This is a genomic window from Methylobacterium sp. J-077 (assembly GCF_022829365.1).
In the GTDB taxonomy this organism is placed as follows: Bacteria; Pseudomonadota; Alphaproteobacteria; order Rhizobiales; family Beijerinckiaceae; genus Methylobacterium.
Genome location: NZ_JAKSYJ010000196.1, coordinates 1 through 25,652, shown reverse-complemented (window position 1 = coordinate 25,652; position 25,652 = coordinate 1). Strand labels below are relative to the sequence as shown.

Below are 25,652 nucleotides of genomic sequence, written 5' to 3'. Positions count from 1 at the left end.
GTCCCGTCGCGTCCGACTACGCCCCGGGCTGGTCCTCGGAGCCGGTGCCGAGCGGCCGCTGCACCATCACGCTGTCGGACCAGCGGCCGTACTTGAACCCCACCGCCTTGAGCAGGCCGACGCGGACGAAGCCGCAGGTCTCGTGGAGGCGTAAGGACGCCGCGTTCTGCGCGTCGATGTAGCCGATCATCTGCCGGTAGCCGCCGGCTGCGCAGGCCTCGATCAGGGCCGGCAGAAGGCGGCGGCCGATCCCGGCATGGAGGTGGTCGGGATGCACGTAGATCGAGTGCTTGAGGGTGTAGCGATAGGCCGGGCGCTTCCGGAACGGCACCGCGTAGGCGTAGCCCGCCACCTGGCCGGCGCGCTCGGCGACGAGGTGGGGCAGGCGCTTCTTGCGCATGGTCTTGCGCCGCCGCTTCAGGTCGTCGGGCAGCAGCCGCGCCTCGTCGTCGAAATCGGCGACGTCGCCCACGCCCTTGCCGATATGGTGCTCGTAGATCGCCACCATGGCCTCGACATCGGCGTCCGAGGAGGCGCGGATGATGATGTCCGGGCTCGGCCGGGTCGGAATCGGGGCGCCTTCCTCGGGCTCGATCTCCATCAGGCGCCGTCCCGCACGACGTAGGTGTGGAAGCGGATCCGCCCGTCCGGCTCGACCTCGCGATAGACCCCCTGGATCTCGGCCTCGAAGCCCGGGAACAGGTTGGCCGAGGCCTCGAACATCTTGAAATAGTCGAGCATCGGCTTGGCGCGGTCGTCCAGGCGCTCACCCGGCAGGACCGTGCCGATCCCCGGCGGGTAGACCAGCATCAGGGTCGTGGCGATGCGCCCCTCGGCCTCGGCGATCGGCACGTAATCGACCTTGTTGCGGGTCAGCATCTGGGCGGCCTTCTTGGGCGGCATCACCATCTCGGGCAGGTGCTCGGGGGCGAATTGCCGGCGCTGGAGTGCGGAGGTGCCGGCCTCGCGGTGGAAGGCGTGGAACTCGGCGCAGAGATCGCGCAGGCGCACGCCTCGGTAGCGGTTGGGCCGGCGGTTGACGAATTCCGGCATGGCCTCCTCCAGCGGCACGTTGTCGTCGTGGAGTCGCTTGAAGGCGACGAGGCCGGAGATCAGCGTCCCGGCCTTGGACGATTCGACCCCCGGGGTCAGCAGGAAGAGCAGCGAGTTCAGGTCGTTCTTCTCGGCGACGATCCGGTTCTCACGCAGGTATTGGGCCACGATCGGCGCCGGCACGCCGTGGTCGGCATAGGCCCCGGTCCGCCGGTCGAAGCCCGGGGTGAGCACCGTGAGCTTGTTCGGGTCGGTGATCGCGTAGCCCGGGGCGACATGGGTGAACCCGTGCCAGCGGGCGCCGGGCTTCAGTTCCCAGTGCCGCGGGTCGGAGGCGAGCTCGTCGGTGGGCACCTTCTCCCAGGGCATCTCGGCCCCGTCGGCGCTGCGGGTCACGTCCGGCACGAACGGGTCGAAGAACCAGCGGCGCAGCGGGTCGGCCTCGTGCTCCTCGAATTCCCGGCGGATCGCCCGGACCTTCTTGCGCCACTCGATCCCGAGGCGGATCGTGTCGTCCCACAGGATCATGCCGGAGCGGCCCTTCATCATCTGGGCGCCGACATCGAGGGAGGCGAACAGGGGGTAGAAGGGTGACGTGGAGGCGTGGACCAGAAAACTCTCGTTGAGCCGCTTGTGCTCGACCCGCCGGGTCTGGCCGCGGATATGGCCGTCGCGGGTGTGGATCTGCGAGGCCTGGGAGAAGCTCGCGAGCTGCTTGTGGGTCGATTGCGTGGCCACGATGCCCGGCGAGGTCTCGTCGAGGCCGGTGAGGCCCATGGCGAAGCGGCGGGCGTAGAGCGGGTGGAACTTCATGAAGCCCGCCCAGGCCTCGTCGAATAGGATATAGTCGCAGAGGTGGCCGATCTTCTCCAGGATCTCCTGCGCGTCGTAGATCGTGCCGTCGTAGGTGCATTGCTCGATCACCGCGACCCGGAACGGCCGCTCCCGGCGCCACGCCTCCGGGTCGGTCACCAGAGGGTTCGCCCGGATCTTCTCGCGGATCCGGGTCTCGTCCAGGGCCTCGTGATAGATCGGGCCGATCAGGCCGTAGGCATTCCGGTCGGTCTCCAGGAAGATCGGGATGCCGCCGCCGAGGAATAGGGCGCCGTGATGGGCCGCCTTATGGTTGTTGCGGTCGAACAGCACGAGGTCGTCCTCGGCCACCAGGGAGGACAGCACGATCTTGTTGGAGGCCGAGGTGCCGTTGAGGACGAAGTAGGTCTTCTCCGCCCCGAAGATCTTGGCGGCCTCCTTCTGGGCCTTCAGCGCCGGGCCCTCGTGGGTCAGGAGGTCGCCGAGATCGAGGACCGAGTTGTCGAGGTCATCGCGGAAGATCGCCTCGCCCAGGTGCTCGACGAAGATCCGTCCGATCGGCGAGCGGTTATAGAAAATGCCGCCGTTGTGGCCCGGGCAAGTCCAGAGCTGGTTGCCCTTCTCGGCGTAATCGACCAGCGCGCCGAAGAACGGCGTCTTCAGCGTCTGGGCATATTGCGTCACCCGGCTGACCAGGCCGCGGGCGATGAATTCGGGGGTCTCTTCCGCCAGGAAGATGTAGCCGTCGATGAAGTCCAGGAGCTCGACCGGGATGTCCTCCAGCCGCTTGCGGCGGACCATGATGACGATCGGCATCTCCAGGCCGCGCTTGCGCATCATGTCGATGAGCGCGGCGGCCTTGCCGTCGAGGCCGCGCTTGCCCCAGTCGACCACCATGCAGCCGATCGCGGCATCGGTCTGCACCGCGATGGCCGCGTCCTCGACGCGCCGGGCCCGCACCACCTCGAAGCCGCGATTCTCGACCGCGGCCACGATCTGGGCGACGCGCGCACCCTCCAGGTCGTCCGGATCGAAGGCGGGGGCACACATCAGAACCGTGAAGCGACGGTGGAAATCCATGGAGCCCCTCTCAGCCTCGCAAGCAGCGAGTGGCTTTCTGGCCCATCTGCGACGATTGCATGACAGCGCGCCGGGTCGCGGCCGAAACCCGCGGTCTCAGGCGGCGATCACCTCAGCCATCGGCCCGATTGCGATCTCCCTTGGGGCGCGGCCATCGCGACCGCCCCTTGCGTGTCGCCGTGGACGCCCATGCCCGGCCGGGATGCGCCGCTCGGACAAGCCGATGATCGCGCGATCCCCGATCATCCGCACGACGCGCTCCGCCGCCTCGGCCGGATCGTGCAGCACAACGCCGGGAAGCTTGCGCGATCCGACCCGGCTGCGCTGGCGCGCGCGTCAGGACTGGATTGATCTTTACGACCCTCGTGACTCTGCTTGCGGCGTGAAGGTACTGTATGTCGTGCAGTGCATCGCGAATATCGACCTGAAATTTTGATGTATTAGCGAAATATTTCTCTCGTATTCGAGATGAAAATCCGAAAATGTATGGAATTATAAAAATTAAAAACCGATAAGAACGATTTGTTTATGTTGACTTGCTGCGTGCGCCGTGAAACGGCAGCTTCGATCGGCTCCGCTCCGAGAAATCGATTCGTCCAAGATGTCCCTAATGCGTTCTGGCCGCTGCGCGCCGCTGTTTCTCTATGCCTCTCTGATCTTGAATGTGAATGTTCTGCTCGTCGTCGATCCTGGTGCCGCGCGAGCCGAGGATGTCCGGCCCGGATCCGCCGTCCAGCTCGACGAACTCTCGGTGGAGAGCACGGCCACGCCACGCGGGATCATGCCGGCCTATGCCGGCGGCCAAGTCGCGCAAGGCGGGCGCGCCGGCCTGCTGGCCAATACAGAAACCAGAACAGCGCCGTTCAGCGTAGTGAGCTACACCGACACCTTCGTGCGCGACCAACAGGCCCGCACCGTGTCCGAGGCGCTCAGCCGCGACCCGTCGGTGCGCGCCACCCAGACCAGTGGCGCGCCGTTCGATTCGTTCTCCATCCGCGGTTTCCCGTCCGGCGAGGGGACCAGCGGCGAGATCGCCTTCGACGGCGTCTACGGCGTCGCGCCGAGCTTCCGGGTCTTCACCGACTATGCGGAGCGGATCGAGGTGCTGAAGGGACCCTCCGCGGCCCTGTCCGGGGTCTCGCCGAACGGCGCGGTCGGCGGCGTGGTCAACGTCGTCCCCAAGCGGGCTGGCGATGACCTGACCCGGTTCACCCTGGATTACGGCTCGGTTGCCCGGGGCGGCAGCCAACTCGACGTCGCACGCCGCTTCGGCCCCGGCCGGGAATGGGGCGCCCGCTTCGTCGGCAGCCTGCATGGCGGGGACACGCCGTTCGCCCACCAATCCGAGACGACCGGGGTCGGGGCGCTCGCCCTCGACTATCAGGGCGAGAAGGTCCGGGCCGGGCTCTACCTGTTGGCACAGACCGACCGCTTCGACGCGCCCCTGCGCCCGTTCCAGCTCAAGGCCGGCGTGCCGGTCCCGCGGGCGCCGGACGGCCGCCTCAACCTGACCCAGCGCTGGGAGTACTCGGATATCGACGACCGCGGCGGCCTGCTGCGCCTGGAATACGACGTCACTGACGCGATCACGCTGTTTGCCGATGCCGGCGGTGCGCAGACCGAGGTGGATCGCTACTTCCAGTCGGCCCCGACCATCCTCAATGCCCGCGGCGACACGACCAGCACGCCGCAATTCTACGCGATGGGTATCGACCGCTCGACCTATGATGGCGGTGCCCGGGCCCGGTTCGAGACCGGCTTCGTCCACCACGCCGTCGTGGTGCAGGCCTCGGCCTATAACGAGGATACGGCGCGGCAACTTCCCGCCGGGCGGGACGCCTACCTGTCGAACATCTACGCGCCGCGCCTAGCCACCTACATTCCCCCGCCGATCACCGCCGGGCGGCCGCGCTTGTCCGACAGCACGCTGTCGGGGGTCTCGGTGGCCGACACGCTCTCGGGCCTCGACGAGCACATCCTGCTGACGCTGGGTGTGCGCCAGCAGTGGGTCGAGGCGCACAATTACCTGGCCAATGTCGGCACGCCGAGTTCCGCCTACGACAAGAGCGCGACCACCCCGGTGGTCGGCCTCGTGGTGCGGCCGTGGGACGCCGTCTCGCTCTACGCCAACTCTATCGAGGGTCTGAGCCGCGGCGACGTTGCCCCCCTGTCGGCCAGCAATGCCGGCACGATCCTGGCACCCTACGTGGCGCATCAGGTCGAGGCCGGCGTGAAGCTCGATTTCGGGCGGATCGGTGGCACGTTCAGCGCCTTTCGGATTACCCAGCCGAACGGGGAGGCGAACCCCATCACTCGAAGCTTCGCCCAGACGGGCGAGCAGCGCGTCAGCGGGCTCGAGTTCAGCGTCTACGGCGAGATCACCCCGGAGTTGCGGGTGCTGGGCGGTCTCAGCCTGCTCGACGGCGTCCTCACCCAGACGGCCACCGCCAGCAATCTGGGTCACGTGCCAATCGGGGTGCCGGACGTGCAGCTCAATCTCGGCGCCGAGTGGGACCTACCCGGGCTGCCGGGCCTGACAGTCGACGGGGCGGTGATCTACACCGGGCGGCAGTATGTCGACCTCGCCAACACCCAGGCCCTGCCGGACTGGGCGCGGCTCGATCTCGGCCTGCGCTACACCACGGTGATCGATGGGCGCCGGACGACGTTCCGGGCCAACGTGCTGAACGCCACCGGTACCCGGTACTGGACCGGGGTCGCCTCGTTCGGGACGTTTTTCCAGGGCGGCCCACGCACCTACCTGCTGTCGATGGCGGTCGACCTGTAGGCGACCGCCGGGGCCGATGTTTCACGGGAAACATTGTCTTAACCTCAGCAGCCCGAACCTGTGGCCCGGATGCCGTCGCCTTCCCGCGCGTCGCGCGCTAGCACGGCACGGCATGACGGCATCGATCACGACATCCGGCTGGCGCGACCAGAAGAACGCCAAGGCCCGGGCCCGGCTGGAACGGGCCCTGCCGGCGATCTTCCCGGCCCCGGTGCTGCACCACGCCCTGACGCGGCCGCTTATCCCGCCGACGCCGCGGCTGGCGGTGGAGAGCTACTGGCGCAACCACATCCTGCGAGCCGACCGGCTGGCCCGGGCCCTGGCGGCGCGCTCGGGCACGCCGGAGGGCTGGACCTGGCAACTCGGTGAGGGCGGCGCCGGCGGCCGCCCGGCGAGCTTCCGGGTGCCCCCGGCCCCGTTCCGCGAACCGGCCTTCGCCCGCGGCCGCGGCGCCTGCTGCATCTGCGGGCAGCCGGTCTACCGGTTCGGCTGGCATCGCGACCTCTGGGGGCAGGGCGTCCCGAACGGCAAGGCCGCCTGGCACGCGGCCTGTGTCGCCGCCTGGAAATTCTGGATCGCCCCGCACGAGCAGGTTCGCGCGCTGAAGCGTTACCAGGGGCATCGCTGCAAGGCCTCCGGCAAGCGGCTGCTGCGCACCGCCGAAATCGACCACGCCCTGCCGCTCTACCGGGTCTGGCGCGAGCATCGCGACGCGCCCTGGCCGGAGCTGCTCGGCTACTGGGGCGCGCCGAACCTGCAGGTCGTCAACCGGACCGCCCATGTCCAGAAATGCCGGGACGAGGCGGCGGAGCGGTCCCAGACCCTGCGGCTGTCCCGGTACCGGGTGGTCGAGGACGAGTCCGGGTTCAGCGTGGTCGAGGACGAGTGAGCGGCCGGCTCAACCGCGTGTGACCGCCTCCAGGCCGCGGGACAGGTCGGCCAGAAGGTCGTCCACGGCTTCGAGGCCGATCGATAGGCGCAGCAGCCCGTCCGTGATGCCCGCGATGGCCCGCGCCTCGGGATCCATGGCCGCGTGCGTCATGGTCGGCGGATGCGCGATCAGGCTCTCGACGCCGCCCAGCGACTCGGCCAGGGTGAACACCCGCAGCGTCTCCACCAGGGTCTTCACGGCGGCGCGACCGCCGGCTAGCTCGAAGCTCAGCATGGCGCCGAACCCGGCCTGCTGCGCCTTGGCGATGGCGTGGCCCGGATGGCTCGGCAGGCCCGGATAGTGGACCCGGCTCACGGCCGGGTGGGCGTCGAGGAAGGCCGCGAGCTGCGCCGCATTCTGCTGCTGGCGCTCCACCCGGACGAACAGGGTGCGGATGCCGCGCAGCGTCAGGTAGGCGTCCAGCGGCGAGCCCGTGACCCCGATCGTGTTGGCCCAGGCGGCGAGTTCGTCGCCGACCGACGCTTCGGCGGCGATCACGGCTCCGCCGATCACGTCCGAATGGCCGTTGAGGAACTTCGTGGTGGAATGCACGACGAGATCCGCCCCGAGGGCGAGCGGCTGCTGCAGCGCCGGCGACAGGAAGGTGTTGTCGACCACGGCCAGGGCACCGACCGCCTTGGCCTGGCCGGTGACGCGCCGGACATCCACCACCCGCATCAGCGGATTGCTCGGCGTCTCGACCAGCACGACCTTGGGTTTTTCCGCGATCGCCGCGGCCAGGGCCGCCTGGTCGGTCTGGTCGACGAAGATCACGCGGTACTGCCCGCGGGCGGCGCGCAGGCTGAGCAGCCGGTGCGTCCCGCCATAGCAATCATGCGGCGCGACCAAGAGGTCGCCGGGACACAGGCTCGACAGGGCGAGATCGAGGGCCGCCATGCCGCTCGACACCATGACGGCCCGGGCGCCGCCTTCCAGCTTGGCGATGGTGTCGGCGAGCTGGTCGCGGGTCGGATTGCCGAGCCGGGAGTAATCGTACGGGCCGGGCTGCTCGAAGGCCGGGAACTTGAAGGTCGTCGACAGATGGATCGGCGCGATCACGGCCCCGAAGGCCGTATCCTGGGCGACCCCGTTGGTCGCCGCGATGGTGCGGGCATCGAGTCCCTCGGGCATCGGCTGTTCCTTCTTGCGCCGGAATCGGGCCGGCATGCGTGACCGGCTGGCTGGTCGGCGCGTTCTTTATGGAGAACGGAACAGACTTTCAAGAGAACGACGGACATCTCATCCGGTAGAAGATTAGCGTCTTCGCGAGCGCCGTTCTCGACCGGGAGGGGCACCGCTCGTGCCGAACCGGGTTCGACGCAACGGGGCAGATGCGATCAGCGATCTCGGTGTCGTAGCCGCATCGTCAGTGATGAATTCAGGCCTACGGGCCGTAAAATGTGCATTTGGTGTTCGGTGAAAGATTTGCGGCGATCAATATTTGCAAATTTTCTCCACGTTGTTAAGCAATAAACCTAGAGTTTATTTGAAGAGTTGTCATGTTTATGTTGCGATATGGACGATATGACGCCGCATCTGCTGGATCGTCGACACAGATATCGAAAATAAATAGATCTTTCTCGTAACGCTCATCAGTTAGTTTTGAATTTTGAAAAATCCGGAATGATAATTCGATCGGGCAATCGTTTTTAATGTCGAATGCATGCGGAAATACAGAAAAATGTCTGACCGAAAATGGCGCGGGTGTGAGATGAGTAGGAAGATTGCGGTTGGCTCTCTGTTGGGCCTGATTCCGCTGATGAGTTCTGCGCTGGCGCAAACCTTGCCGCAGCGAGACGGCATCGACGTCCTCAGCGGGTTCCTGAGCCTTCCGCGATCGACCTATCAGCAAGCGCTGCAGACCACGATCGACATCAACAGGACCGCGTCGAAGGACCGGATCGATCAGGCCGTCTACGATGCCGCCCGGTTCGACTATGCGGGCTTCGGGACCCGGATCAACGCCCTGATGCTCGCGGCCTTCGACAACCCGGCATCGCCCCTCTACGGGGTCGTGCGCTTCGTCGACGGCATGGGATCGACCCGGATCGGAGACGACACGACCTGGCTGCGGATCTACTACGGGAAGATCAACACCTACGGGACCGTCTTCGGTCTGACGACACCGGGCGTTCCCAATCCGCAGGGCAACCCCCGGCCGTATCAGGTCGGCGACCAGATCCGCCTCGATCCGCGCTACGGGGCCGGCACGTACAATTCGGGGTCGTATCCGAGCGGCCACGCGATGAACGCGAACGTGCAGACGCTCCTCTACGCGGTCATGGCGCCCGAACTCTACCAGCCCTTGCTGGCACGCTCGACCGAATCGCAGAACAGCCGCCTCGTCCTGGGCGTGCACTATGCCCTTGACGTGATCGCCGGCCGCATCCTGGCGACCGAGGCGGTGGTGAAGCTCCTCAACAACACGCCGGGATACCTCAAGCCCGGTGAGGATTTCGCCCAGACGGTTTCCGACGGTGCGGCGGCCCTGCACGCCGGGATCCAGGCGGCGTGCGGCGTCAGCCTGCTCGACTGCGCGACGGGCAGCCCGACGGCCTATGGCGACAAGGCTCAGAACAAGGCGCGCTACACGGACAGCCTGACCTACGGCCTCGCTCCGGTCGGCCGCACCGACCTGGCGCCGGTGGTGCCGGAGGGCGCCGAAGTGCTCCTCGCCACGCGCTTTCCCTATCTCACCGCCGCGCAGCGCCGCGACGTGCTCGCCACGACCGAGATCGCGTCCGGCCAGCCCCTCGACACCGGCACCGGCTGGGCGCGCCTGAACCTGTTCGCCGCCGCCGACGGCTACGGCGCGTTCAACGGACCCGTCACCGTCACGATGGATGCCGCGCGGGGCGGCTTCTCGGCCTTCGACAGCTTCGGCAACGACATCGGCGGCTCGGGATCGCTCACCAAGGCGGGGACCGGCACCCTCATCCTCACCGGCACGAACAGCTACGCGGGCGGGACCACCATCGCGGGCGGCACCCTGGTGGGCCACGCCCGGGCCTTCGGCGCGGGCGCCATCACCGACAATGCGAACCTCGTCCTCGACCAGGCGGCCGATGCCAGCATGGCCAATGCCATCGGGGGCAGCGGCACCCTCACCAAGATCAACGCCGGCACCCTGGCGCTCACCGGCACCGGCACCCTCTCCGGCCCCACCACGGTGGTCGGCGGCCGGCTGGTGGTGAACGGTGCGCTCGCGAGCTCCGTCGTCACCGTCGGCCCGGGCGCGAGCCTGGGCGGCTCCGGCACCGTCGGCGGCATCCAGGCCCTGGGCGGCGCCATCATCGCGCCGGGGAACTCCATCGGCACTCTCTCCGCGGCCGGCCCCGTCGCCTTCGCGCCCGGCTCGACCTATCAGGTCGAGGCCAACGCCGCCGGACAGGCCGACCGAATCGTCGCCACCGGTACCGCCACCCTGGCGGGCGGCACCGTCCAGGTCCTGGCGGCGCAAGGCGCCTACGCGCCGCGCACGCGCTACCCGATCCTGGTCGCGCAGGGCGGCGTCCTCGGGCAGTTCGCCGGCGTCACCAGCAACCTCGCCTTCCTGACCCCGACCCTGCGCTACGCCCCCGGCGAGGTCGACCTGACGCTCACGCGCAACGATCTGCCCTTCGCTAGCGTCGCGAGAACCCGCAACCAGGCCGCGGCCGCCACGGCCATCCAGCACGGCGGTGCGGATCGCCTGGCCTATATCCGGACCGTCGGCCTCAGCACCGAAGAGGCCGTCGCCGCCTTCGGAGCCCTGGCGGGCGACGTCCATGCCAGCACCGTCTCGGCGGCTTACGAATCCGCCGCCTTCCTGCGCGAGGCCGTCCTCGACCGGCTGCGCAACCTCGGTCCTGCGACCCGGGATTACGGCGCGCTGCCCGCGGCCTTCACGGCCGACCTGCCCGGTCAGGCCGCCCCCGTGGCGATCGTGCCGATGCGCGTCCCCGATCCGCAGGTGTTCGGCCTCTGGGGTCAGAGCTTCGGCAGCTTCGGCCAGACCCGGTCGGACGGGAACGCGATCGGGCTCCATCGCGACACGGCCGGACTGGCCTTCGGCGCGGATGTGCGGGGCGAGACCGGCATCACGTTCGGTGCCGCGGCGGGCTATACCGCGACGGGCCTGGACAGGTCGGGCCAGCGCGCATCCGGAACGATCGAGAGCGGGTTCGGCAGCGTCTACGGGGGCTACGCGGCCGGCCCGTTCGCGCTGCGCCTCGGCGCAATCTATGCCGGCGACAGCCTGACCCTGCGCCGCACCGTGGCGTTCGCGAACGTCACCGAGTCGGAGGCTTCGCGCTACGGCGGCTCGACCGTCCAGGGCTTCGGCGAGATCGGCTACCGGATCGCCATCGCCGGTCAAAACACCCCGGTCCCGGCCGCCCTCGAGCCGTTCCTCGGCGGCGCCGTCGTGGCCATCGGACGCGATCGTTTCGCCGAGACGGGCGGCGGCGGCGCGCTGACGGGCACTGCGCGGCACGCCGAGATCCCGACCCTCACGGCCGGCCTGCGCGGGCAGACGGGCCTCGATCTCGGATGGGACACCCCCGTGACGATACACGGCTCGGTCGGCTACCGGCGGGCGTTCGGCGACATCATCCCGACGGCGCAGGTGGCGTTCGCGACCGGGCCGAGCTTCGTGACGGCCGGCCTCCCGGTCGCCCGCGATGCCCTCGTCGCCTCGGCCGGCCTGGACCTCCTCCTCTCGGCCTCCGCGAGCCTGGGCGTGTCCTATACCGGCCAGGTCGGCGCGCGAACCGAGGACCACGCCGTGAAGGGCGCGTTCCTCTACCGCTTCTGAGCTTGGGGGGGCGGCGACCCTGCTGGTAGATGGTTACCGCGTGCCCGCCCGGCGGGTGCGGCGCTCGGCCTTGCGGGTGGCGGTCTCGCGCAGGTGCTGCTCGATGGCGTCGTTGGCGCGGCCGCGCATGTGCCGGATCGCCTCGACGTCGTCGAACGTGTCGGGGAAGCGGCGCGACAGCCACAGATAGGCGCTGGCCAGCCGCACGGTGCGCTCCTGGTAGTCGAGTTCGCCGGCCAGGTTCGCCCGCAGGGCCGGGACCGTGGTGCCGGCCGCCCGGGCCTGGCTCCAGCGCTCGAGCATGCCCATGGCGATCTCGTCGCGCCGGTTGATCGGGCAGACCGAGAAGGCGAACTTTTCCTCGATCGGCAGCCGCGCCCGGTCGACGACCCGCGCGACCTCCAGGATCTCCTCCAGGGCCGAGGGCTGGAACGGCGAGCCGGCATAGAAGGTCGCCCGGGCGAAATGGGTCAGCACCTCGTGGAGGCTCTGGGTCTGCATCTCCTCGGCGACCGAGCGGATCGCGCCGAGGTCGGGCCGGACGAAGAAGCGCGAATCGGCGGCCGGCGCCGTCGGTGCCCCCGACAGCGCGATCCGGATCGGCTCCACCGCGACCGCGTCCGTGGCCGCCACGTAGCCGACATCCTGGTGGCCGTAGCGGCCGGCCCGGCCGGCGATCTGGCGGATCTCGGAATTGGTCAGGCCGCGCTCCTTGGTGCCGTCCCACTTGCGCACGGTCGAGAACACGATCCGCCGCAGCGGCCCGAGATTGAGCCCCATGCCGATCGCGTCGGTGGTGACCAGCACGTTGGCCTCGCCGGTGCGGAAGCGCGCGGCCTCGGCCCGGCGCACCTCCGGCGACAGGGCGCCGTAGATCGTCGCCACCCGGTGCCCGCGGGCGACCAGGATCTCGCGGTTCTCGTGCACGGCCCGGCGCGAGAACGCCACGACCGCGTCCCCCGGCTCGACCTTCTCCAGGGGGACCGGCGCGTCGAGCAGCAGCAGCGGCGACTTGCGGGTGAACGGGATCACCTCCAGCGACTCGCCCGCGGCCTCGGCGGCGCGGCGGACATAGGCCAGGGCGTCGTCGGAGCCGCACACGACCACGGTCCGGGCCGGCACGCCGAACAGGGCGTTGGTCCAGGCCCAGCCGCGATCGGGATCCGACAGCATCTGGATCTCGTCGATCACCGCCACGTCGATCGGGCGGGTCAGGTCGGCGGTCTCGATGGTGCGGGCGGTGTGGGTCGGCTGCGGCTCGCCCAGCACCTCCTCGCCGGTGACCATCCCGGCCCGGAGCCCGCGCTCGCGCAGGGCCTCGTAATTCTCCAGGGCGAGCAGCCGCAGGGGCGCCAGGTAGGTGCCGGTCGGCGCCGCCGTCAGCAACTGCAGGGCCGCGTAGGTCTTACCGGAATTGGTCGGCCCCATGTGGAACAGGATCCGCCGGTTCAGCCGGCGGGCGGCACTGAAGCGCTCGATATAGGCGCCGAACCCGACCTGATCGCGCAGCCGGCGCAGGCGCGAGCCCTCGCTCGCCACCGCCTTGGCGTGCCGGCGCACGGGGGCGAGCGTGTCGGTGAGCGAACGCGCCAGCTTCGGCCCGAAGGTGAACACCCGGGAGCGCAGCGAGCGGTCGAGATGGGCGATGTAGGCGGGGGCGTCGGCCCCGACCTCGCGCAGGTCCTGGAGGATCTGCGCGCGCAGGCGCTCCACCGGCTTGGCCAGGGTCCGGGTGACCTCGGCGGCGCGCTCCGCCACGGAAGCGCGCAGGGCCTCGATGCGATACGCCGGGTCGTTCCGGGCCGCCATGCGGGCCAGGATCTCGGCCGCGGCCGGATCCGGAGCGCTGTCGATCCGCAGGTCCAGGCGGCCATTGTCGAGGAGCGGGATCTCGGTCCGGATGCTCCAGAGCACCCGGCGGTCCCGCAGGATGGCGGCCTTGAGGGCGGGGATGACCTTCCGGACCGCCGGGACGCCGGTCTCGGCGAAGGCCCGGGCCTTCTGGCGGGCGCGCAAGACTTCGGCGACCCGCTCGTCGTCGACCTCGGCGCCGAATTCGGGCAGCTCGAGATCGGCGCGCAGAGTTTCCAGGTCGATGGAATTCGCAGGGAGCCCGAGCCGCGCCACGGCTTCGGACAGGGAGACGATCGTGGGGCGGAGACGCTTGCGCGCCATGGACTCACCTTCGGCCGCAGCATCCGCACGCCGACGCTGACGCCGCCGCCGAACGCGTTCCTGAGAACCATCCTTGCGCCAGTCCGATCCCGGACACCATCCCCGGGCTTCAGGCGTCCCCCGCCGCCGCGGTGAGCCAGGCGCAGAAGGCGCGCACCGTCGGGTCGTCCACCCGGGCCTCCGGCACGTAGGTGTAGTAGCTCCGCGCAGGCAGGGACGGGCCCGGGAACGGGCAGGTCAGGCGGCCGGCGGCCACGTCGTCGGCGATCAGGCGCTCCGGGCCCATCGCCACGCCGAGGCCGTCGAGGGCGGCCTGGAGCGTCAGGTAGAAATGCTCCAGCGTGACCGAGGCCTGCGGGACCAGGTCCGGCACCCCCGCGGCGCGCAGCCAATGCGGCCAGACCTCCGGGAGCGTCGCCGCATGCAGGAGCGTGTGGTGCCGCAGCTGCTCCGGCTCCTCCAGCGGCAGGCGCTGCAGCAAGCGCGGGCTACAGACCGGCCTGCGCCGCTCGGTCAGGAACGGCTGCCCGACATGGCCGGGGCGCGTATCCGGCCCGCCGCGGATCGCCACGTCGAACGGGTCGGCGAGGCTCGCCAGCGGCACGTTGGAAGTGGTCAGCCGGACCTCGATGGCCGGATGCGCGACCTGGAAGCCCGACAGGCGCGGGATCAGCCAGCGCAGGGTGAAGGTCGCGAGCGCGTTGACGTGCAGCAGGCGCGGCTGGCCGCGCTCCACCTGGCGGGCGGTGGCCAGGGCGACCCGGTCGAGGGCGGCCCCGATCTCGGCGGCGTAGCTGCGCCCGGCCTCGGTGAGCACCACCCGCCGGTTGTGGCGCTCGAACAGCGGCACGCCGAGCCAGGCTTCGAGCATCTGCACGTGCCGGCTCACCGCCCCGTGGGTGACGCGCAATTCGTCCGCGGCCCGGGTGAAGCTCGCGTGCCGGGCCGCCGCCTCGAAGGCTTTGACGGCGTTGAGCGGCGGCAGGCGGCGATGCATCCGTGTCAGGTTTCCTCACGCGCGCGTCAGCATAAGGCGTTTGTCAGCCGGGCGCGAGACCCGCATCCTGTGGTGGAAGCATCAAGGATCGCAGGATGGCCCGCGCCTCGGAGTTCACCGCCTCGCTCGCCGCCGCCCCGGACCGGGAAGCCAAGCGCATCCTCGTGGTCGCCGGGATCAACCACGCCCTGCACGACGGCTATACCGACCTGATCTACGTGCTGCTGCCGGTCTGGCAGGCGGAGTTCGGCCTCGACTACGTCGCGCTGGCGCTGCTGCGCTCGCTCTACAACGGCGCGCTCGCCGCCCTGCAGATGCCGGCGGGCCGGCTCGCCCGGTCGCTCGGTATCCGCACGGTGCTGGTGCTCGGGACGCTGCTCAGCGCCGGCGGCTACGCGCTGGCCGGGGCGTCGGGCGGGCTGACCGGGCTCTGCGCCGGCCTGCTGCTCGGGGGCGCGGGCAGCAGCACCCAGCACCCGCTGGCCTCGACCGTGATCGCCCGGGCCTACGGGGCGGCGGCGCGCGGTCCGCTCGGCACCTACAACTTCTCCGGCGATCTCGGGAAGGCGGCCGTGCCGCCGCTGGTCGGCTTCCTGCTGACCCTGTCGGGCTGGCGCACCGCACTCTGGGTGATCGCCGGTTTGGGCGTCGCGGTCGCCCTCGGCGTCGGCCGCTGGCTGCCGCGTGATCCCAGCTCACGCAGCGAGGAGCGCAAGGGCGCGGCGCGTGCTGCGCAGGCCGGCGACGGGGCGGGCGACCGGCCCGGCTTCGGGCTGCTCGTCGCGATCGGCACCCTGGACAACGCCGCCCGCCCGGCCTTCCTGCTCTACCTGCCGTTCCTGCTGCAGGAGAAGGGCGCGGCCCTGACCACCGTGGGGCTGGCGCTCTCGCTGGTGTTCATCGGCGGCGCGCTGGGCAAGGCCGTCTGCGGCCGGCTCGGGGAGCGCCTCGGCGTGACCCGGACCGTGCTGCTCACCGAGACCGGGACCGCGGCGGCGATCCTGGCGGTGATCGCCCTGCCGCTCGCCCCGGCGCTGATCCTGCTGCCGCTGCTCGGCGTGATGCTGAACGGCACCTCGTCGGTCCTGTACGGCACGGTGCCGGAGCTGGCCCCGGGGGGCCGGGTCGAGCGGGCGTTCGCGGTGTTCTACACCTGCACGCTCGGGGGCAGCGCGCTCGCGGCCCCGCTGCTCTACGGCCGGCTCGGCGACGCCGCCGGCCCCCGCTGGGCGGCTGTGGCGGCCGCCGCGACGGCCCTCGCCGTGGTGCCGCTCATGCTGGCCCTGTCCCGGCATCTGGCCGGGGGGCGGGCGGCGCGTCGCGCCCGACAGGGGACCGGTCCGTGACCCATACGGCGGGTCAGAGCACCCCCAGGGTGCTCACCCGGACCGGCTCGGACCGGCCCTCCACCGGGATCTCCCGGATCGCCGTCGGCGCGGCCTTGGCCGCCCGGTAGACCGCCTCCGAGACCACCGCGATGCAGCCCAGACCCTTGGTCAGGCCCTGCAGGCGCGAGGCGACGTTGACGGTGTCGCCGAGCGCGGTGAAGCGGGCATCGGTGGCGTCGCCCATCGCGCCGACGATCGCCGGGCCGGCATGGACGCCGACTCCGTACCGGAGGGTGTGCTCCAGATCGGTCGCCAGCAGCGCGTTGAGGGTGGCGACGTGCTCGGCGATCAGGTCCACCGCCCGGAGCGCGTCGCGCGCCGCCGGCTCGGGGTCGGTCTCGAGGCCGAACAGGGCCAGCAGGCCGTCGCCGAGGAACTGGTTGGTCGAGCCGCCGGCCTCCCGCACCGCGTCGCCGACCGCGCCGAGGAAGCGGTTGATGATGAACACCGTGTCGTAGGGCAGCCGCTCCTCGGCGAGCCGGGTCGAGCCGCGCAGGTCGACGAACATCGCCACGATGAAGCGCTCCTCGCCCGATTGCGCCCGGTCGAGCAGATCCGCCTGCCGGACGCGCGGGGGCAGGGGGAACAGCGGCACCACGGCGAGGTCGGATTCGGGCCGGAACTGGCAGGCGAGGCGCACCCCCGGCCCGGCGGCGATCCGCTCCAGGACGGCGCGCTCGGCCCGGCCTGCGGGAGGGACCCGGTCGCTGCCGTCGAGCACGCGGATCCGGCAGGTCGAGCACCGACCGCGACCGCCGCAGACACTGGCATGCGGAATCCGGTTGCGCCGGCTCGCCTCCAGCACGCTGGTACCCCATGGAACCCGGACCACCCGCCCGTCGGGATAGCTGAGCCGGATCGTGCCGCGCTTGATTTCCGCCAGGGTCCGGACCCCGCGGGCGGCGATGACCGCGGCGATGAGGCCGGCATAGGTCGTCAGCATCCCGTTCCGGATGGCGGCGAGCCGCGCGACCTGGTCGGGCAGCCCGACATGGACGGGCTGGAGTGCCACGGCCCGCCAGGCCGGGTCCTGCGCGAGGGCGGCGATCGCCCGGCCGCCCTGGGCGAAGCCGAGCAGGGCCAGGACCGGGACCAGCACCGCCGCCGCCAGCAGCCAGGGGGCCGCACGCCCGAAGGCGGGCTTCAGCCGCAGCCAGAAATACAGGCCGGAGCAGCCGTGGAGCCAGGCGATGACCAGCATCGCCGCCTGCATCGCGCCGCTGAGCGGGGCGGCGACCCAGAAGGCGTAGAGTTCCTGCGCGTAGCCCTTGTCGAGCCCCTCGGTGGCGAAGGCGATCCGGGTTGCCGCGACGTGGCTGATGAGCAGCGGCGGGATCAGCAGCCCGGAGATCATCTGCACCACCTCGCCGGGACGCCAGCGGAAGTAGCGGGCGGCGTAGAGGGCCTGGAGCCCGAGCCCGAGATGGATCACCAGCGCGCCGTAGAGCAGCGTCAGGCCCGGCGGGTTGAGCCACAGGGCGGAGGCGACGCCGAGGCCGTCCTCCATGGCGTCGAGGGAGACGTTGCCCAGCGCGTGGTTGGTCAGGTGGGTCAGGATATAGGCGAACAGCACCAGCCCGCTGCCCAGGCGGAGGCGGCGGAGGCTGAGGACGGACCGGATTTGGGCGCGCGGGTTGATCGGCGCGGCCGGCGGGCTTCCGGCGGCGGATCGGAGCGTCGCGAGCGACGGCGTGCGCATCATCCTGGGAGGTCCGACGAGATCGGCAGCGGGCCCGTATATCCGGCCTCTCGTACCAGCAAACGGCCGCCTTGGCCTCCGCTGTATTGTTATCTGTCGGCGCGGTATGGGATCGGGCCGATCTGAAGATGCCGCGAGCGCTGCCGGGGCGAGATCGCGCCACGCGTCGCAAGGCCGTTTCCGGCGGATGAAACGCGGCCCTTTCCCGGACGCCCGGAACGTCAGCGGACGGTGATCCGGGATCCCGCGGAGCGAGCGCCGCGAAGCGGCACCGACGAGACGCAACGGTGCTGCGCGCGGACGCTTCGCGCCGTATGGCGCCGGGTCCCGGGTCCCATTCCGCTGGCGCTGCAAGCGCCCGGGAAAAGGCGTCGCGGGATCGGCCACGCTCTGCGATGCCAGGTTCTGTTCAGGGCGCCCCGGTCGCGCCGAAGCCGTCAACCGAACCGTCCGCCGGGCGTTGCCCGGGCTGGATGACATCGACCGTATGACACTGGAAAAAAATCCGATGCCCGACCCGTTCTTCGCCCGGAGCGCCGCCGTGGTGGCCTCGGACCTGATCGGGGCCGGCCTCTGGGTCGGCGAGGCGGGTGGGATCATCGTCGAGACGGAGGCCTATGACCGGACCGACCCAGCCTCCCACAGCTTCGCCGGCCCGACCAAGCGCAACGCTAGCATGTTCGGGCCGCCGGGGCACGTCTACGTCTACCGCTCCTACGGCCTGCACTGGTGCCTGAACCTGGTCTGCGAACCCGGCAGCGCGGTTCTGCTCCGGGCGATCGAGCCACTTGATGACCTGGACGCCATGGCGGCGCGCCGGGGCACGGCCGATCCGCGCCTGCTCTGCGCCGGGCCCGGCCGCCTGTGCCAGGCCCTCGGCGTCACCGGGGCGATGGACGGACTGCCGGTGGCGGAGGCGCCGTTCCGGTTCGCGCCCCGGGCCCAGCCGGTTCCAGTGGCGGCGGACCGGCGCATCGGGATCACCCGCGGCGCCGAGACGCCCTGGCGCTTCCTGCTCGCCGGCTCCCGGTTCGTCAGCCGGCCGGCGCGGCGGGTCGCGCCCTGAGCGCCGGACGCGCTGCGTCTGCGCCGTTCGATCGCGGCGATCCGCGAGGCCGGACAGGGGGCCCGAATCAGGCGCGCGCCTGGCCGGTCCGGCAACTTCATGGATAGGTTTGGTCCGCGCGAGCCGCATGTCCTGCAACGACAAGTCAGGAAGATTCCAAGATACAGACATTCGGACTTCACGCATGAGCATGTCCGACATCCTGGACCGGGTCTGCAAGCGCGCGGGCGAGGATCCGGCGGTCGTGCCGCCCGGGCCACCACGCCATCGAGCTCTGGCGCGCCGCGGAAGAGCTCGGCGACCCGGGGCTCCACGCCGAGGGTGCGCCCGCCGGTGGAGCATGTCGGCCGGGCGCTGACCCGCGACGTGCGGGGCGAGGCTTGCGCGGACGACACGCTGTATTGAGGGGGGGGGAGGGGACTTGTGAAGCTCCCACCCCGTCATTGCGAGCGCAGTGAAGCAACCGCGTGGTGAAAACCTAACGGATGGGACCCACCCGAACCGTCCGAGAGGGGTGGATTTCCGTCGGTCTGCTTTCGGGCGTCATAGTGCGCGAAGCGGACACCCGGGTGTGCTCGATTTCGACGAACACACCCGGAACTCGCCCACTTCGTTCTCAGCACAGGCTGACCAAAGGGCTGCTATTCAAAAAACAAACGCCCCGTAGGGCGCCTGTTTGTCTTCCATCCAATCGGCGAGCAGTTCAGTTCGCCCGGGCGACCTCGACGAGGTTGTCCGAGAACGATGGGGCATGACCCATGTCGGTGAAGGCCCCCGAGGAGATACTGTTGACCGTTCCCTCGTTCAGTTGGCGCCAGTAGCCCAGCGTCGCGACCACGATGCCCGCCTTCACATCGTCGGTGATGCGCGCCACGCCCTTGAACGCGCCGCGGTCGTTGGCGACCTGCACCTTGTCGCCATCCCGAATACCGCGGGCGTCGGCATCGGCCTGGCTGATCATCACGAACTGCTCGCCCTGGCCCTTCTGCTTGTCCTCCATGTTCGCGTAGCAGGAGTTCAGGAAGTAGTGGCTCTTGGGCGAGACGATGTTGAGCGGATAGCGTTTGGCGAGTTCCGGATCGTTCGCGTGCGACTCGCGCGGGCCGAGGTAGTCCGGCAGCGGATCGAGGGCCTCGCCGGGCTGGAAGCCCTCGTACATCTGCCGGAACGGCGGCGCGACGAAGTTGGTGGCGCCCTCGACCTTCAGCATGCACTTGCCGGTCGGCGTCGGGAAGTTGCCGTCCCGGTGCGGCGCCCGGTCGTCCGGCGTGCCGACCTTCAGCCGTGCGAAGCCGTGCTCGCGCATGTAGGCGAGGTCGATCCCCTCGCAGGCCGGCGACGACCAGTCGACGTAGTGCTCAAGGCACTCGCTGTCGCTCCACTTGAAGTTCTCTTCCTCGAAGCCGAGCCGGGCGGCGAGCTGCCGGAAGATCTCGTTGTTCGGGATCGCCTCGCCCGGCGCCTCGGCGCACTTGGTGTTGTAGGTGAGATAGAGGTGGCCCCAGGACAGGATCATGTCCTCCATCTCGGCCCCCATCGTCGCCGGGAGCAGGATGTCGGCGTAGGAGGCCGTATCCGAGATGAAGTGCTCGGCCGAGACCATGAACAGGTCCTCCCGCATCAGCCCCTCGACGATCTTGTCGGTCTCGGGCGCCTGCGTGACCGGGTTCGAGTTCCAGCACATCATCGACATGATCGGGGGGTCGAGCTGCATCTCGCCGGTCAGCGCGCGGCCGATCTGCAGGTTCGAGACGACACGGGTGCCCTCGGGGATCAGGTCGGGCCGGCACATCACGTCGAACCTGTAGGGGTGCTCCCAGACGCCGAACTGCGTGACGCCGCCGCCGACATGGCGCCACGCGCCGGTCAGCGCCGGGATGCAGGTGACGGCCCGGATGGTCTGGCCGCCGCCGTAGTGCCGCTCCAGCGCCACGCCCATGCGGATGCCAACCGGCTGCTCGGTCGCCATCTCGTAAGCGAGCTTGCGGATGTCCTCGGCCGGGACGCCGGTGATCTCGGCGGCCCATTCCGGGGTGCGGGTGCTGGCCCGCTCCTTCAGCTCCTCGAAGCCGACCGTGTGGTTGTCGACGTAATCCTGGTCGACGAGGCCCTGCTCGATGATCGAATTGATCAGCGCCATGGCGAGCGCGCCGTCCGTGCCGGGCTTGGGCGCGATGTGCCAGTCGGCCGCCTTGGCGGTGCGCGAGGCGTAGGTGTCGATCACGACGACCTTGGCGCCCTTCTTCTGGGCGTCCTTGACGATGGCCCAATGGTGCAGGTTCGTGCTGATCGAGTTGCAGGCCCAGATCACGATGTACTTGGAGTGGATGTAGCTGTCCGGGTCGAGGCCGGCTGTCGGGCCCACCGTCAGCAGCCATGCGGTGCAAGAGCCCTCGCCGCAGAAGGTCCGCTCGGTGACGGTCGCGCCCATGCGGTTGAAGAAGGCGTCGCCGCCGTTCAGCCCGTGCACGAGGCCCTGGTTGCCGAGGTAGCTGTAGGGCGCAATGGCTTCAGGTCCGTACTGGTCGATGATCGCCTTCCAGCGCGTCACGATGGTGTCGAGCGCTTCGTCCCAGGTGATGCGCTCGAACTCCTTCGAGCCTTTCGGCCCGACGCGCTTCATTGGGTAGAGCAGCCGGTCGGGATGGTAGTGGCGCTTCTCGTAGTCCTTCAGCTTCACGCAGAGGCCACCGCGGGTCATCGGGTGGTCCGGATTGCCGCGGACGCCCTGGAGCTGACCGTCCTTGACGTCGAACAGCATCGAACAGGTGTCGGGGCAGTCGTGCGGGCAGCCGCCGAAGAAGGTCTCGGTCAGGCTCTCGGCCTCGGCGACGATCAGGGAGTCCGGCTTGACGATCTCGTTCATGTGTCCTCCACGGCCGAGCGTCCCCCTTATTGTTCCTGTCGGGCCGGCCCGGTGCCTGGACAAGATGCACTTAAGTGCAAACAATTCCAAATATCGTTTGAGTGAGCGCTACTCGAACCGGCTTCTGCTATTGGGAGGCTGGGACTCGCCTCAGTGAGGCAAGGCTGGGTCGGGAGCGGGCCAAGAGCACGGGTTCCATCCGTCAGATTTCCCGCACTCGGGACACACCCGGCCCGGGGATCGCGCGCCGCCCTGGATCGTTTTCGCTGCGCTCGCGATGACGAGCCAGAGCCTCGAGCCTCCGGGCAACGCCCGAACATTCGCCCCCATGCGACAACCTAAGAGCCCCCGAGGGCTTGCTGGCCCGGGCCGGGATGTGGTCAGAAACCCCGCGATCCGGATCGGATGACCCTGCGGATGCCACGGCCCTGATGCCCCTCGCCGACGAGCCTGCGCCGGGTCCACCGGGTGTATCGCCGTTGCCGACGCTGCCGGTCGCGGACGTGTCCGGCCGGATTCTCCGGCTCGGCGCCGGGGAGCGGCTGGTCCTCATCGGCCTCGGTCTCGACGGGCTCGGGCCCCGCCTCGACGCCTCGGAGGCCGAACACAGCCTGCTGGTGCTGCTGACGGCCGGGGGGCGCACCACCGCGTCGATCCTCGACGGGCTGCTCGACGACCTCGCGGATCTCGCCCTGGCGCGCTGGCCGGACTGGCACGGCCCGTCCTCGCCCGCACCGCACGGCCCGTGGCTCAAGGCGGCGGCCAAGCACGCCGCCGCGGGCCGCCCGCCGCGGTTCCGGCGGGCCGCCCGGAGCCTGGAACTCGCCCAGCTGGTGCTGGCGGTCGCGCCTTCGGGGCTGGTGCTGGTCACCGAGCTTGATCCGGCCGCCCCGGACCGCGCCGCCCCGGTCATCGAGGCCCTCGAATGGTGCCGCCGCCACGGCACCGCCGTGGCGGCCCTGTTCCCGAGCGCGCCGCCGCCGGTGCCGCCCTACGACCGCGTGCTCTACGGCGCCCACGCGGTGCTGCGCGCGCCGGTGCCCGTGGAGGCCCGGTTCCTCGCCCCGCGCTCCCGCGCCCATCCGGCGAGCGCGGTCGAGCGGCGGGTCGAAGCGGCCCTGCGGGCGGATGCGGAACTGAGGGACCTGTTCTCCGGCAACGCGGCGGTGCCGCTGCCCCGGTTCGGCACCGCCCCGCGGGTCGACCTGCTCTGGGCGGAAGGCCGCGTCGTGGTCGAGCTCGACGGCCCCGAGCATCGCCTGGACCCGACCTTCAGCGCCGACCGCCACCGCGACTACGAGCTGCTGGCGGCGGGCTACCTCGTGCTGCGCGTCACCAACGCGCAGGTCGAGACCGACCTCCAGCGCGCGGTGGAGAAGATCCGCGACGTGGTGCGCCTGCGCCGAACTTCCGATGGAGCGATGATCCGATGAGCGACCCGAATCCCGCCCAGACGCTGATCCTGTGGTGCCTGCTGGCCCGGCACGGCCGGGCGCCGCAGGGCGAGGTGATGCCGGCGGTCAAGAAGGCCGACCGCGAGGCGCTGGCCGCCGCCGGGCTGATCGGTGTCGAGAAGAGCGGCCGCTCCTTCGTCCTCTCGGTGACCGACAAGGGTTGGCACTGGGCCGGCACCCATCTCGACGCCGCGCTGCCGCCGGCGTTCCGGGTGATGCAGGATTGGCTGGCCCGGCTCGGTGGCCATCTCGAACAGAGCGGGCGGACGCTGGCCGACTTCATCGGCGCCCCGCCCGAGCCGGCGGAACCGGCCGAGACGGCTTCGAAGACGGTTTCGGCCAAGAAGCCCCCCGCGAAGAAGGTTGCGGCCGAAAAAACCGCCCGGCCGTCCGCGAAGAAAAAACCCGCTGCCGCCGCCCTGCGCGCCCGGATCGAGGCGGCCTATCTGGCGCTCACGGGCGGCACCCGCGCCCGGGCCGTCCGGCTCAGCGACGTGCGGGCGCAGCTCGCCGAGCTCGACCGCGCCACCGTCGATGCCGGCCTCGCCCGCATCCTCAAGGGCGACAAGACTGCCCGGCTGAGCCAGCTCAGCGACCCGAAGGCCCTGACGCAGGCCGACCGCGAGGCCGCCTACAGCCCGGCCGGCGAACCGTTCCACCTCCTCTGGATCCAGGCATGACCGACGCCCTCGACGCACTGCGCCGGGTCGATTTCGACTGGGTCCGCACCCTCGACAGCGTCTGGACCGAGGCGGAGCCCACCGGCGGCCCGAACGAGGCGCTGGTGCCGCTGCTGGTCGCCGAGATGCACGCCAAGGCCCGCGATCCGGACAAGCGGCCCTACGGGCGGGCGCTGGTCGGCCAGTCCGGAATCGGCAAGACGCACCTGATCGGTCAACTCCGGCGCGAGGTCTGGAATTCGGGCGGCTGGTTCGTGCTGCTCGACGTGCTCGGGCTCACGGATTTCTGGCGCAGCGCGGCGCTCAGCTACCTCACCGCCCTGCTGCAGACCATGCCGGACGGGCGCCGGCAATCCGACGCGGTCCTGGCCGGGGTCGCGCGCCGGTTCAAGGTCGAGGCGCAGGTCGAGGCGGCGTTCAACACGCCGAACATGGATACCCGCCGGATCGTCGACCTGCTGGTCATGGCGCTGATGAAGGTCGACGCACGCCGCGCCCTGCAGCACCAGGACGTATTCCGCGCGCTCTGCCTGCTGCGCGCCCAGGATCTCGGTGCCATCGGCCTCGCCCATGCCTGGCTGCAGGGCTACGACGCCGACCCGGCCGAGCGGGCGGCCCTCGGGTTCAAGACGCCGCCGCCCGCCCCGGTCGATCTCGTGCGCGGCATGGCCTGGATCATGGGGCTCGGCGGACCGACGCTCGTCGCCCTGGACCAGATCGACGGCGTCATCGACGCGAGCCGTCTCACCGCGGCCGACGATCTCGACGCCAGCGCCGGCCTCGCAGAGGTGCTGGCCGCGGGCCTGCTCGAGCTGCACGATGTCGGCGGCCGCGGCATGACCGTGATGACCTGCCTGCAGGATTCCTGGATCCGCCTGGAGGAGCGCGCCGCCAAGCCGCTGCTCGACCGGTTCGAGCCGCCGATCGCCCTCCAGGGGATGAACGACCGGGCCGCGGCCGCCGCGCTGATCCGCGGCCGGCTGGCCCCGGCCTACCGCGCCGCCGGTTTTCAGCCGCCGCACCCGGAATGGCCGTTCAGCCCGGCGGCGATCGCGGCGGCGGCCGAGGCCGGGATGATGCCGCGCACCCTGCTGATGCGCTGCGACGCCGTCCGCCGCGCCTGCCTGGCGGCCGGAACCGTGGCGGTCTGCGACGACCTCGTCCACGCCGAGACCGGGCCGGCCAAGGCGCCGCCCGGGAACGAATTCGACCTCGACGCCGCCCGCGGCCGCGCGCCGATCGACGGGCTGCTCGACGACGAGGGCGGCCTCGGCGAGCTCCTGCGCGCCGCCTTCGACCTCTACGCGCTTGAGGACGACCCGGAGGATGCGCTCGACGTCGCCAGCAAGGGCGAGCCGGAGCAAAAAATTCCGCCGCTGCACGGGCGCCTGACCTTCATCCACCGGGACGAGAACGACCGCGAGCGCCACGTCTGCTACCGGGCGCTCCAGCACCACAACGCCATCGCGTTCCAGGCCCGCCTGCGGGCGGCGCTCACCGCCTCGGGCATCTCCACCCGCATCCCCGACCGGGACCTGCTGATCGTCCGGCGGGGCGCGGTGCCGGGGGGCGACAAGACCCGGCACCTGGTCGAGACCTTCAAGGCGGCCGGCGGCATTCTGATCGACCCGGCCGAGGCGGATCTGCGCAGCTTCGCGGCCCTGCGCGACCTGAAGGCGAAGGCCGACGCGGAGGGCCGCAGCGACCGGTTCGAGGCTTGGCTGCGGGCGCAAAAACCCGTGCGCGCCACCGCGTTGTTCCACCAGGCCGGCCTCGCCGAGCCGGCGCGGGAGAATCACGGCCGGACACGGACGCCTCTCCCTCCCCCCTCTGCGGGGGAGGGTGGCCCGCGAAGCGGGTCGGGAGA

Annotated in this window: 15 protein-coding genes and 1 pseudogene; 9 read left to right on the top strand and 7 right to left on the bottom strand. The window is 70.4% G+C overall.

All coding sequences use genetic code 11. The annotated features are described in order from the left end of the window. Window positions 1–16: 16 nt before the first annotated feature. Together MKL11_RS22780 and MKL11_RS22775 are read right to left on the bottom strand one after the other, a co-directional pair. A complete protein-coding gene (locus MKL11_RS22780) occupies window positions 17–601 on the bottom strand; it encodes a GNAT family N-acetyltransferase (protein ID WP_243947534.1) in 585 nt (194 codons plus the stop codon). Continuing rightward, entirely contained in the window at window positions 601–2,946 is a 2,346-nt protein-coding gene (locus MKL11_RS22775; RefSeq protein WP_243947532.1) for an Orn/Lys/Arg decarboxylase N-terminal domain-containing protein, read from the bottom strand. The genes MKL11_RS22780 and MKL11_RS22775 overlap by 1 nt, the downstream gene beginning before the upstream one ends. A gap of 223 nt (window positions 2,947–3,169) precedes the next feature. Here MKL11_RS22775 and MKL11_RS22770 point away from each other — a divergent pair, with 223 nt between their 5' ends. The 3 genes from MKL11_RS22770 (at window position 3,170) to MKL11_RS22760 (ending at window position 6,623) form a co-directional block, all read left to right on the top strand. Then, window positions 3,170–3,382, top strand: coding sequence for a hypothetical protein (locus MKL11_RS22770; protein ID WP_243947530.1), 213 nt, complete (start codon window positions 3,170–3,172; stop codon window positions 3,380–3,382). Window positions 3,383–3,547: 165 nt separating this feature from the next. Next, the gene (locus MKL11_RS22765; protein WP_243947529.1) at window positions 3,548–5,734 is read left to right on the top strand and encodes a TonB-dependent receptor; all 2,187 of its coding nucleotides are present in this window, start codon (window positions 3,548–3,550) and stop codon (window positions 5,732–5,734) included. Window positions 5,735–5,846: 112 nt separating this feature from the next. Continuing rightward, window positions 5,847–6,623 carry a hypothetical protein gene (locus MKL11_RS22760; protein ID WP_243947528.1) on the top strand — a complete coding sequence of 259 codons (777 nt, stop codon included), beginning with the start codon at window positions 5,847–5,849 and terminating at the stop codon, window positions 6,621–6,623. Window positions 6,624–6,632: 9 nt separating this feature from the next. Here the strand turns inward: MKL11_RS22760 and metB are convergent, their stop codons facing one another. Continuing rightward, window positions 6,633–7,796, bottom strand: a complete 1,164-nt coding sequence (metB, locus tag MKL11_RS22755; RefSeq protein WP_243947527.1) for a cystathionine gamma-synthase — start codon at window positions 7,794–7,796, stop codon at window positions 6,633–6,635. Window positions 7,797–8,424: 628 nt separating this feature from the next. Between metB and MKL11_RS33195 the strand changes: the two genes are divergently transcribed. Next, the gene (locus MKL11_RS33195) at window positions 8,425–11,460 is read left to right on the top strand and encodes an autotransporter domain-containing protein (RefSeq protein WP_279600664.1); all 3,036 of its coding nucleotides are present in this window, start codon (window positions 8,425–8,427) and stop codon (window positions 11,458–11,460) included. A gap of 33 nt (window positions 11,461–11,493) precedes the next feature. On the opposite strand, the gene MKL11_RS22735 is transcribed toward MKL11_RS33195, so the two are convergent. Then, the gene (locus MKL11_RS22735; RefSeq protein WP_243947526.1) at window positions 11,494–13,635 is read right to left on the bottom strand and encodes a helicase-related protein; all 2,142 of its coding nucleotides are present in this window, start codon (window positions 13,633–13,635) and stop codon (window positions 11,494–11,496) included. Window positions 13,636–13,744: 109 nt separating this feature from the next. Continuing rightward, window positions 13,745–14,632 carry a transcriptional regulator GcvA gene (gcvA, locus tag MKL11_RS22730; RefSeq protein WP_243947525.1) on the bottom strand — a complete coding sequence of 296 codons (888 nt, stop codon included), beginning with the start codon at window positions 14,630–14,632 and terminating at the stop codon, window positions 13,745–13,747. 95 nt (window positions 14,633–14,727) lie between these two features. Between gcvA and MKL11_RS22725 the strand changes: the two genes are divergently transcribed. Continuing rightward, window positions 14,728–15,978, top strand: coding sequence for an MFS transporter (locus MKL11_RS22725; protein ID WP_243947524.1), 1,251 nt, complete (start codon window positions 14,728–14,730; stop codon window positions 15,976–15,978). 13 nt (window positions 15,979–15,991) lie between these two features. On the opposite strand, the gene MKL11_RS22720 is transcribed toward MKL11_RS22725, so the two are convergent. Next, window positions 15,992–17,722, bottom strand: coding sequence for an adenylate/guanylate cyclase domain-containing protein (locus tag MKL11_RS22720; protein ID WP_243947523.1), 1,731 nt, complete (start codon window positions 17,720–17,722; stop codon window positions 15,992–15,994). 505 nt (window positions 17,723–18,227) lie between these two features. Here MKL11_RS22720 and MKL11_RS22715 point away from each other — a divergent pair. Next, the gene (locus MKL11_RS22715) at window positions 18,228–18,785 is read left to right on the top strand and encodes a DNA-3-methyladenine glycosylase (protein WP_243947522.1); all 558 of its coding nucleotides are present in this window, start codon (window positions 18,228–18,230) and stop codon (window positions 18,783–18,785) included. 703 nt (window positions 18,786–19,488) lie between these two features. Here the strand turns inward: MKL11_RS22715 and MKL11_RS22710 are convergent. Next, on the bottom strand, window positions 19,489–21,651 hold the full coding sequence (locus tag MKL11_RS22710) for a molybdopterin-dependent oxidoreductase (protein WP_243947521.1): 2,163 nt from the start codon (window positions 21,649–21,651) through the stop codon (window positions 19,489–19,491). A gap of 431 nt (window positions 21,652–22,082) precedes the next feature. On the opposite strand from MKL11_RS22710, the gene MKL11_RS22705 reads away from it, so the two are divergent. The 3 genes and pseudogenes from MKL11_RS22705 to MKL11_RS22695 all read left to right on the top strand — a co-directional run. Next, window positions 22,083–23,084: an endonuclease domain-containing protein gene (locus MKL11_RS22705; protein ID WP_243947519.1), complete on the top strand. Its 1,002-nt coding sequence runs from the start codon at window positions 22,083–22,085 to the stop codon at window positions 23,082–23,084. After that, window positions 23,081–23,785, top strand: coding sequence for a hypothetical protein (locus MKL11_RS22700; RefSeq protein ID WP_243947517.1), 705 nt, complete (start codon window positions 23,081–23,083; stop codon window positions 23,783–23,785). The genes MKL11_RS22705 and MKL11_RS22700 overlap by 4 nt, the downstream gene beginning before the upstream one ends. Further along, window positions 23,782–25,652, top strand: a pseudogene (locus MKL11_RS22695) (AAA family ATPase); the annotation flags it as partial. The gene MKL11_RS22700 and the pseudogene MKL11_RS22695, both read left to right, overlap by 4 nt.

What these genes read in the sequence shown, in the direction of transcription:
- MKL11_RS22715 (WP_243947522.1), top strand. Translation starts at nt 18,228, where the DNA reads ATGCCCGACCCGTTCTTCGCCCGGAGCGCCGCCGTGGTGGCCTCGGAC.
- gcvA (WP_243947525.1), bottom strand. Translation starts at nt 14,632, where the DNA reads ATGCATCGCCGCCTGCCGCCGCTCAACGCCGTCAAAGCCTTCGAGGCG.
- metB (WP_243947527.1), bottom strand. Translation starts at nt 7,796, where the DNA reads ATGCCCGAGGGACTCGATGCCCGCACCATCGCGGCGACCAACGGGGTC.
- MKL11_RS22765 (WP_243947529.1), top strand. Translation starts at nt 3,548, where the DNA reads ATGTCCCTAATGCGTTCTGGCCGCTGCGCGCCGCTGTTTCTCTATGCC.
- MKL11_RS22700 (WP_243947517.1), top strand. Translation starts at nt 23,081, where the DNA reads ATGAGCGACCCGAATCCCGCCCAGACGCTGATCCTGTGGTGCCTGCTG.
- MKL11_RS22770 (WP_243947530.1), top strand. Translation starts at nt 3,170, where the DNA reads ATGATCGCGCGATCCCCGATCATCCGCACGACGCGCTCCGCCGCCTCG.
- MKL11_RS22720 (WP_243947523.1), bottom strand. Translation starts at nt 17,722, where the DNA reads ATGATGCGCACGCCGTCGCTCGCGACGCTCCGATCCGCCGCCGGAAGC.
- MKL11_RS22705 (WP_243947519.1), top strand. Translation starts at nt 22,083, where the DNA reads ATGCCCCTCGCCGACGAGCCTGCGCCGGGTCCACCGGGTGTATCGCCG.
- MKL11_RS22775 (WP_243947532.1), bottom strand. Translation starts at nt 2,946, where the DNA reads ATGGATTTCCACCGTCGCTTCACGGTTCTGATGTGTGCCCCCGCCTTC.
- MKL11_RS33195 (WP_279600664.1), top strand. Translation starts at nt 8,425, where the DNA reads ATGAGTTCTGCGCTGGCGCAAACCTTGCCGCAGCGAGACGGCATCGAC.
- MKL11_RS22780 (WP_243947534.1), bottom strand. Translation starts at nt 601, where the DNA reads ATGGAGATCGAGCCCGAGGAAGGCGCCCCGATTCCGACCCGGCCGAGC.
- MKL11_RS22725 (WP_243947524.1), top strand. Translation starts at nt 14,728, where the DNA reads ATGGCCCGCGCCTCGGAGTTCACCGCCTCGCTCGCCGCCGCCCCGGAC.
- MKL11_RS22760 (WP_243947528.1), top strand. Translation starts at nt 5,847, where the DNA reads ATGACGGCATCGATCACGACATCCGGCTGGCGCGACCAGAAGAACGCC.
- MKL11_RS22735 (WP_243947526.1), bottom strand. Translation starts at nt 13,635, where the DNA reads ATGGCGCGCAAGCGTCTCCGCCCCACGATCGTCTCCCTGTCCGAAGCC.
- MKL11_RS22710 (WP_243947521.1), bottom strand. Translation starts at nt 21,651, where the DNA reads ATGAACGAGATCGTCAAGCCGGACTCCCTGATCGTCGCCGAGGCCGAG.